Source organism: uncultured Caldilinea sp., from assembly GCF_937128415.1.
Lineage (GTDB): Bacteria > Chloroflexota > Anaerolineae > Caldilineales > Caldilineaceae > Caldilinea.
On sequence record NZ_CAKZMJ010000001.1, the window covers coordinates 20,499 to 27,980 of the forward strand.

Here is a 7,482-nt window from a genome sequence, read left to right on the forward strand (position 1 = left end):
TCATGTCTGATTTTTTTACACGTTTGATCCAGGCCGCCTACCGGCCAGACGCGGGGATGCGCCCGCGTCCGGTGGCGCATTTTGAGCAGACGCCAACGAACCCTCCGTTCGAGCCGGAGCTGTTCGGCGGAGAATCGATTGCGCCCGCCATGGAAATAGACGCCTCATCGGCTCGGCAAATAAAGGGACGCCCACCCGCAGGGTCGCAGCCGGCTTCGGCGCTGGAGGCCGACGCCCTCCCCCTGCGCCCGGTGGAGGCGCCGAGAGAGGCAAGATTCGAAGCCGCCTCGCCTGCGGGACGTCATGCGCCGGTCGCCCAAGGAGCGTCCGGCCGCAGCCGCGGCGCCAGGATGGGCTCTTCCTTCGGAGAGACAATTCTCAAGGCCGAGTCGGCGACTGCGCTGCAAGCAACCCCTGTTTCCTCCACCGGCCAGGGTGCACACCGCTCCAGGCTGCTTCCTCCGCCAGATTCGCCGATCTCCGAATCGGCGCAGCGACAGGTCAGAAGACTGCATCCCCAATCGGATGCGGCTGACTCCGCCGTCCCCACCGATGGACTGCCTGGCCCGGCGGAAAAAGCCGCTCGCGCCTCTGCGCCGTCCGTTGCAAGGCCCTCGCTTGCGTTTGCGCGTGAGCCTTTCGCAGGGTCAACCGATGCATCGCCGGATGTTTTTGACGATTTGCGTCGGCCGATCTCGTCCCAGGCGCAGCGCAGAGTCGGCGCCCCGGCGGCCCTGCCATCTGCGCCGGCCCAAGCCTCCCCAGAGGCCGCCCCGGCAGCGCAGCCGGTGATTCGCGTCACGATCGGTCGCATCGTCATGAAAGCCGAAGTTCGTTCGGCGCCGGGCAGCGCCCGACCGCAGCCGTCCAGACCCGCGCTTTCGCTCGCGGACTATCTCAACGCGCGCAACGGAGGCGGCGCATGAGCAATCACCTCGCCATCGCTACGGTCACCGCTGCGTTGATGCGATATTTGCAGAGCGTCGTCGGCGCGGCTGTGGGCAACGCCGTCGTCACCGCCGTGCGCCCGGATGGCCCCAACAGCGGTGCACCCGCAACGGGGGTGAACATCTTCCTGTATCAGGCGACGCCCAACGCCGCCTGGCGCAACCAGGACCTACCCACGCGGCGGCCCGACGGCAGCCTGGCGCAGCGTCCACAGATCGCACTGGACCTGCATTACCTGCTCACTTTTTATGGCGACGAGGCGCTGTTGGAGCCGCAGCGCATCCTGGGCAGCACTGTGGCGGCGCTGCACGCGCGTCCCGTGCTGACGCGCGAGGAGATTCGCAGTGCGGTGGCGGCCCTGCCCTTTCTCAGCGGCTCCGACCTGGCGGATGAGATCGAGACGGTCAAGTTTACGCCGCAACCGCTGACGCTGGAGGAGCTTTCCAAACTCTGGTCGGTGCTTTTCCAGACGCCCTACGTATTGTCGATGGCCTACGACGCCTCGGTGGTGTTGATCGCAGCCGACGGCCAACCTTCGATGGCGCAGCCCGTGCGGCGGCCGGCCATCCAGGTCTTTCCTTCTGTCGTCGGGCCGTCGCCCGCTGCGCCGGACGCCCTTCCCGACCTGCAACTCTGGCTGCGTGGAGACGCCGACGTGGAGTATGCGCCCTCCGGCGCCGTCAGCGCATGGCGCGACCAGAGCGGCGCTGCACATCACGCCGTGCAGCCGACGACGAATCGACGGCCGCTGTTGGTGCGAGGAGCCGTCGGCGGCAAGCCGGCGCTGCGCTTCGACGGTGTAGACGATTGCCTGGCTGTCGAGCAGCTCAACTACGCAGCCGCAGGCGTCCTCGATGGACTGACGCTCTTTGCGCTATGGCGCTCGACCTCCGTGCAGGCGCAGACGCTGCTCAGCTTCGACCGCAGCGCCTACTGGGAGGCGGGATTGACCGGCGGCGTCGGAGCCGGGCGCGCGCGCTGGAGCACTCAGCCGCAGGTCGGCGCCGCCCATCATCTCGATTCCCCCGGCGCGCTTGTGGACGGGCGCTGGCGGCTGACGTGCATGCGTTTCGCAGCCGGCGCAACGGCGACCAAGCAACTGTTCATCGATGGCGTTCTCGTCGCTGGAGCGGACGCCCACCCGGGCCAAAATCTCGGCAACGGCGCCCTCCGTTTTGGCTTCGTCGGCGCTGCGTCGCAGGCGAATGCTTTCAACGGCGCCATCGCCGGCGATTTTTTCCGCGGGGAGCTGGCCGAGCTGGTTCTCTATCACCGGGCGCTGAGCGATGAGGAGCGCGATCGGGTGGAGCAATATTTCGTGGAGAAGTACGGATGAGGGCGAAGGGTGTGGGGAATTCGTAGGCGCTGCCCGGAGCTGCACTGTGGTGGTTTTTCCCGGCGGCCTCACGGTTTGCAAGGGACCTGCGGCTGCGAGCCGCAGCTACGGCTCATGGTTTGTGAAGGAGCTGCGGCTGCGAGCCGCAGCTACGAGCCGCAGCTCCACCAAACCAACGCATCTCAAGTAAAGGATGAGCCCATGTTCAACGACGGCTTTGCTCCGTCGCAAATCGCCAATATCGAATCGCAGGACGCCAACCAGCGCCATTTGATGGACGCCGTGGCGTGGGTGGGGGAGTGTCTGCGGCTGCACGCGGCGAGGCAAGGGCCGAACGCCACGCCTTTCCCGCCGTCGCCGGGCGGCTCTGCGCTCGGCCGCATGACGGAGCTGTTTGCGCTTTCGCCGTTTGAGCGCAGCGTGCTGCTGCTCTGCGCAGGCATGGAGCTGGCCGGCGAATTTCCTGCGCTGTGCGCCCTTGCACAGCAAGACCCGGCGCGAGCCTATCCAACCTTCAGCCTGGCGCTGGCCGCCCTGCCCGACGCCCACTGGAGCGCGCTCACGCCTGACGCGCCCTTGCGCTACTGGCGCCTGATCGAAGTCGGCGGCGGGGCCTCCCTCGTCTCCTCCCCGCTGCGCATCGATGAACGCATCTTACATTTCCTGGCCGGCGTGCAACACCTCGACGAGCATCTGGCCGGCTATGTCGCAGCGGAGCGAAGCGCCGATGAGCTGCTCCCTTCTCAGGCGGCGCTGGCGGACGCCATCGTGCGCGGCCTGATGCAATGGGCCGCATCTGGAGCGGAATTGCCGGTCGTTCACCTTGGGGGCGAGGATGAAAGCGCCCGCCGCGCCGTGGCGGCGGCCGTCTGCGAGCGGCTGGGGCTTGCGTTGTTCGTCATGCCGGCTGCGGCGCTGCCGACGGCTCCCCATGAACTGGATGCACTGGTGCGCCTGTGGCAGCGCGAGGCGGCGCTGAGCGGCGCAGCGTTGCTGCTCGACTGCGACGAACTCGACGGAATGGACCCTGCGCGCTGGGGCGCCGTTGCGCGCTTCGCCGAACGGGCGGGTGGCTTGTTCTTCTTCTCCGCCCAAGAGCGCCGACGCCTCAAGCGACGCGTGCAGGTGAGCTACGAAGTCAAGAAACCCGACGCAGCGGAGCAGCAGGCGCTTTGGGAGCAGGGCTTAGGTCGCGCCGCGCCGTTGCTCAACGGACACCTACAGCGCATCACAACGCAATTCAATCTCGACGCGGCGACGATCCGCAGCGTCTGCGCCCGCATTGCGCCTGCGCTCGCCGATGTACACACTCCGCAGGATGTGCGCGGGTTGGGCGTTGCGCTCTGGAAGAGTTGCCGAGAGCAGGCGCGGCCGCGGCTGGACGACCTGGCGCAGCGCGTGCGCGTCCTCGCCGACTGGGACGATCTCATCCTGCCGCCTGCGCAGCTCGCCGCGCTGCGCGAGATTGCGCTGCAGGTGCGACAGCGCGCCACCGTGTACGGTCGTTGGGGCTTCGCCGAACGCTCCAATCGCGGGCTGGGCGTGAGCGCCCTTTTCGTCGGCGCCAGCGGCGTGGGCAAGACGATGGCGGCGGAGGTGCTCGCCAATGCGCTTGACCTCGACCTCTACAAAATCGACCTCAGCCAGGTCGTCAGCAAATACATCGGCGAGACGGAAAAGAACCTGCGCCGGGTCTTCGATGCTGCGGAGGAGGGCGGCGCCATCCTGCTTTTCGACGAGGCGGACGCGCTCTTCGGCAAGCGCAGCGAGGTGAAGGACAGCCACGATCGCTACGCCAACATTGAGGTGAGCTACCTTTTGCAGCGCATGGAGGCGCATCGCGGGCTGGCCATCCTCACCACCAACATGAAGCATGCGCTCGACCCGGCCTTTCTGCGCCGCATCCGCTTCGTGGTGCATTTCCCGTTCCCCGATGCAGAGCAGCGCACAGCGATCTGGCGGCGCATCTTTCCGCCGCAGACGCCGACGCAGCAGCTGGAGCCGGAGAAGCTGGCGCAGCTCAATGTGGCGGGCGGCGCCATCCGCAACATTGCGCTGGCCGCCGCCTTTCTCGCCGCAGAGGAGGAGTCGCCGGTGACGATGCGCCATTTGCTCCAGGCCGCGCGCAGCGAGTACGCCAAGATCGAAAAGACGCTGACCGCCGAGGAGGTGCGCGGATGGGTGTGAAGCCAGGCCGCATCGAGCTGAACATTGAAGAGCTTATGCTCGACCCTGCGCTGCCAGGCGAGTGGACGCCCTCGGCGCTGCAGGCGCTGCGCGAGGAAGCCGCGCGTGCGCTGGCTTTCCTTCTGGAGACGCAAGGGCTTCCCGCCGACTTCGAGCAGGGACGCTCGGTGGACGTGATTGAACTGCAACGACCGGTGCACATCGAGCGCGCAGGCGGCGCCGAGAAGCTGGCGAATTCGATCGCGCAGGCGATTTACAGGAGTTTGAGCCGATGAGCGCCGCCATGCATGTTCAGACGCCGAAACCCACGCCCTCTCTCAACGGCGACGCCGGCCGCGCGTTGCAGCGCAAATGCGCGTGCGGCCGCGAAGCCGGACCGTCGGGCGAGTGTGCGGAATGTCGGCGCAAGCGGCTTCAGCGCAAGGAATTCAACGACGCAGCCAACTTCTTTGCGACGGGTCTGCCGCCTGCTGTGGAAAGCGTCCTCCGACAGCCGGGGCGACCGCTGGAGCAGGCGACGCGTCGTGAAATGGAAGGGCGCTTTCGCCACAGTTTCAGCCAGGTGCGCATCCATGACAACGCCTTGGCCGCAACCTCCGCTCGCCAGGTGCATGCGCAGGCCTACACCGTCGGACGTCATATCGTCTTTGCTCCGCAGCGTTTTGCGCCGCACACGATCGAAGGCCGGCGCCTGTTGGCGCATGAACTGGCGCACGTCGTGCAGCAGCGCGACGCACGCTATTCTCCAGACGACCTGGCATATGCAAGCGATCGCTTTGAGCGAGAGGCGGACGCCGCTGCGCAGGCTGTGGTTCACGGCGACCAACCGGCGATGGTGCACCACAAAAGCGAGCGCGCCCTCATCGCCCGCTTCGTGGAATCGCGCACGACGACTGAGCCGGATGGCTCCGAAGTACAGGTCGAGCGCGTGGTGACACCGGGGCACTGTCGGCGGGTTCCTGAGACGCGTTCCTCCACCCGCGGCGACGTCAGCCTCCAACAGGCGTTTCTTGAAATCAACGCCTGCCGGGGAAATGTGAGCGGCGGCGTGCGTGGGGAGGTCAACTACGGCGACGCGCTCAATGATGCTGCGGCGGCCGCCGCGCGATTGCTCTTCAACATCGCCTCCGGTCAGCGTCCAGAGCAGGCGGTGCGCAGTTTTGAGAGTGACCTGCGTCAGCTGCGACCGAGCGCGCGGCTGCGCTTCAATCTGGGCGCGCCCGGCTTTCGCCTTGACCTGACAGGAACGGGCGCAGCCAGCGTCAGCGGCGGCGCCGGTGGGCAGGCGCAGCTGCGTCTGGAGTTCGACGTCGGGCCGGCGACCATCGGCGTGCAGGGGGAAGTGCAGGGTGGAACGCAGGAGCAGCCGAGCGGCTCGGTTTCTGTGACAATCGAGCCGCGGCGTCGAGAGACGCCGTCCGATTGTTTTGTGTGTGCGTGCAGCGCGCCGCGCATCGAGTTTCGCTGCACGCGACGCACCCCGCGCACGCCCACCCCGCCGCCGGCGCGACCCCAGCCGGTGATTGTGCCGCTCTTCTTCGAGTACGCCGACGTGACGCCGCGCGCGGGCTGGGAGCGCCGCTATCAGGAGATGCTGCAGCTGGCGGTGACGCGCATCCGCTCCGGTTACACGATCGCGCGCATCGAAGGCTTCACGTCGCCGGAAGGGCCGACGCAGCCGCAGCCCGGCGGTCGCTTCGAGGGCAACATTCGTTTGGCCGAACGCCGCGCTGCGCAGGCGCAGGCCGATCTGCAACAGGCGCTGCGCGCCGATCTGGGCAATCTGCTGCTCATGCGCGGGAGCGAGCATGTGCGCGCGGCCTTGAGCGCAAGCTACCCGGTCGTGGGGCGCGGGGAGCTGTTCGGCGCCACCGCCTCCGGGGCGGAGGTGGCGAATCGTCAACTCTTCTCGCACCTGCAGAGCACGCTGGCGGCGCCGCAGCCTGGCCAGCCCGACCCGCTGGCCGCAGCGCACGTGACGGGCGAACGCATTCCGGAAAGCGTGCGCGCCGAGACCGAAGCGCAGGTCGCCGAGTTCCGCACCGGCCAGCGCGGAGAGCGGCAGCTCACGCAGGCGCAACGGCTGGAGGCCATCTATCAACCCCTGCGCCGCGCGCTGATTCATCTCGATCCGCCGCCGCCCCCGCCGCCGGACATTCGGCTGTCGCCGCAAATTTTACGCGAGATCGTGGGCGAGCCGATCGAGTGCACGGACGCACATCGTCGGCTTTTTGCCGGCGCAACGATACCTCCCTCTGCGATGTTTGAGGGAGAGTGCAGCGAACCCGGCCAGCGTCGTCCACAGACGCAAACGCCTTAAAGGAGCAAACTCATCTCCATGAGCGACTATCCCAACTCTCCACGCAAGGCTAAAGGCGCATTGATCGGCCTCGACCCGCTCAATCCGCTGGCGAGCGTGATCGTCTTTCAGTACAATCCGGCCTCCCTGCGTCGCGAATTGCAGGCGCGCATCGGCCGCGCCGGAGGCGACGCCGCCGAAATAACCCGGCTGGAGGGCGCGCCGCAGGAGACGATCGCGCTGAAGGCGGAGTTCGACGCCACGGACGACCTGGAGGCCGCCGACGGCGTCGCCACGAGCATGGGCGTCTACCCGCAGCTGTCGGCGCTGGAGATGCTGATCTATCCGAAGAGCGTCTATGTGATCGCGCAGACGGCGCTCTCGGCGCTCGGCGCGCTGGAGATCGCCGCGCCGCAGGCGCCGCTGACGCTCTTTGTGTGGGGCGTCAAGCGCGTGCTGCCGGTGCAGCTCAGCGGCTTCACCATCGAAGAGGAAGCCTACGACGTCAACCTCAACCCAATCCGCGCTGCGGTCACGCTCAACCTGCGCGTGCTCAGCTATTCCGACCTGCGCATGACGCACCCCGCTTATTACCTCTTCCTGGCGCATCAGGTCGTCAAGGAGACGATGGCGGTGATCGGCAGCGTCAACAATGTGGCGAGCGTGGTCGGCGGCGATGTGCGATTGTAACGATAGCGCGCAGTCAATGTAC

The 7,482-nt window shown here is 67.2% G+C and carries 6 protein-coding genes; all 6 read left to right on the forward strand.

Features of this window, described 5'->3' with window-relative positions; all coding sequences use genetic code 11:
• The first annotated feature begins 2 nt into the window (after window positions 1-2).
• Window positions 3-926 (forward strand): hypothetical protein, encoded by a 924-nt coding sequence (locus tag Q0367_RS00100; RefSeq protein WP_298980521.1) that lies wholly within the window; start codon window positions 3-5, stop codon window positions 924-926.
• The gene (locus Q0367_RS00105) at window positions 923-2,284 is read left to right on the forward strand and encodes a Pvc16 family protein (RefSeq protein WP_298980522.1); all 1,362 of its coding nucleotides are present in this window, start codon (window positions 923-925) and stop codon (window positions 2,282-2,284) included. Before Q0367_RS00100 ends, Q0367_RS00105 begins: the two co-directional genes overlap by 4 nt.
• A 201-nt stretch (window positions 2,285-2,485) precedes the next feature.
• Complete coding sequence (locus Q0367_RS00110) at window positions 2,486-4,471, forward strand: ATP-binding protein (protein ID WP_298980523.1); 1,986 nt, start codon at window positions 2,486-2,488, stop codon at window positions 4,469-4,471.
• Window positions 4,462-4,746, forward strand: a complete 285-nt coding sequence (locus tag Q0367_RS00115) for a hypothetical protein (RefSeq protein WP_298980524.1) — start codon at window positions 4,462-4,464, stop codon at window positions 4,744-4,746. Before Q0367_RS00110 ends, Q0367_RS00115 begins: the two co-directional genes overlap by 10 nt.
• Window positions 4,743-6,791 carry a DUF4157 domain-containing protein gene (locus Q0367_RS00120; protein ID WP_298980525.1) on the forward strand — a complete coding sequence of 683 codons (2,049 nt, stop codon included), beginning with the start codon at window positions 4,743-4,745 and terminating at the stop codon, window positions 6,789-6,791. Before Q0367_RS00115 ends, Q0367_RS00120 begins: the two co-directional genes overlap by 4 nt.
• A gap of 18 nt (window positions 6,792-6,809) precedes the next feature.
• A complete protein-coding gene (locus tag Q0367_RS00125) occupies window positions 6,810-7,460 on the forward strand; it encodes a hypothetical protein (RefSeq protein WP_297640003.1) in 651 nt (216 codons plus the stop codon).
• Window positions 7,461-7,482 lie beyond the last annotated feature (22 nt).

Excerpts from the sequence above, each read along its gene's own strand:
- Q0367_RS00100 (WP_298980521.1), top strand. The coding sequence starts at position 3 with ATGTCTGATTTTTTTACACGTTTGATCCAGGCCGCCTACCGGCCAGAC.
- Q0367_RS00105 (WP_298980522.1), top strand. The coding sequence starts at position 923 with ATGAGCAATCACCTCGCCATCGCTACGGTCACCGCTGCGTTGATGCGA.
- Q0367_RS00120 (WP_298980525.1), top strand. The coding sequence starts at position 4,743 with ATGAGCGCCGCCATGCATGTTCAGACGCCGAAACCCACGCCCTCTCTC.
- Q0367_RS00110 (WP_298980523.1), top strand. The coding sequence starts at position 2,486 with ATGTTCAACGACGGCTTTGCTCCGTCGCAAATCGCCAATATCGAATCG.
- Q0367_RS00125 (WP_297640003.1), top strand. The coding sequence starts at position 6,810 with ATGAGCGACTATCCCAACTCTCCACGCAAGGCTAAAGGCGCATTGATC.
- Q0367_RS00115 (WP_298980524.1), top strand. The coding sequence starts at position 4,462 with ATGGGTGTGAAGCCAGGCCGCATCGAGCTGAACATTGAAGAGCTTATG.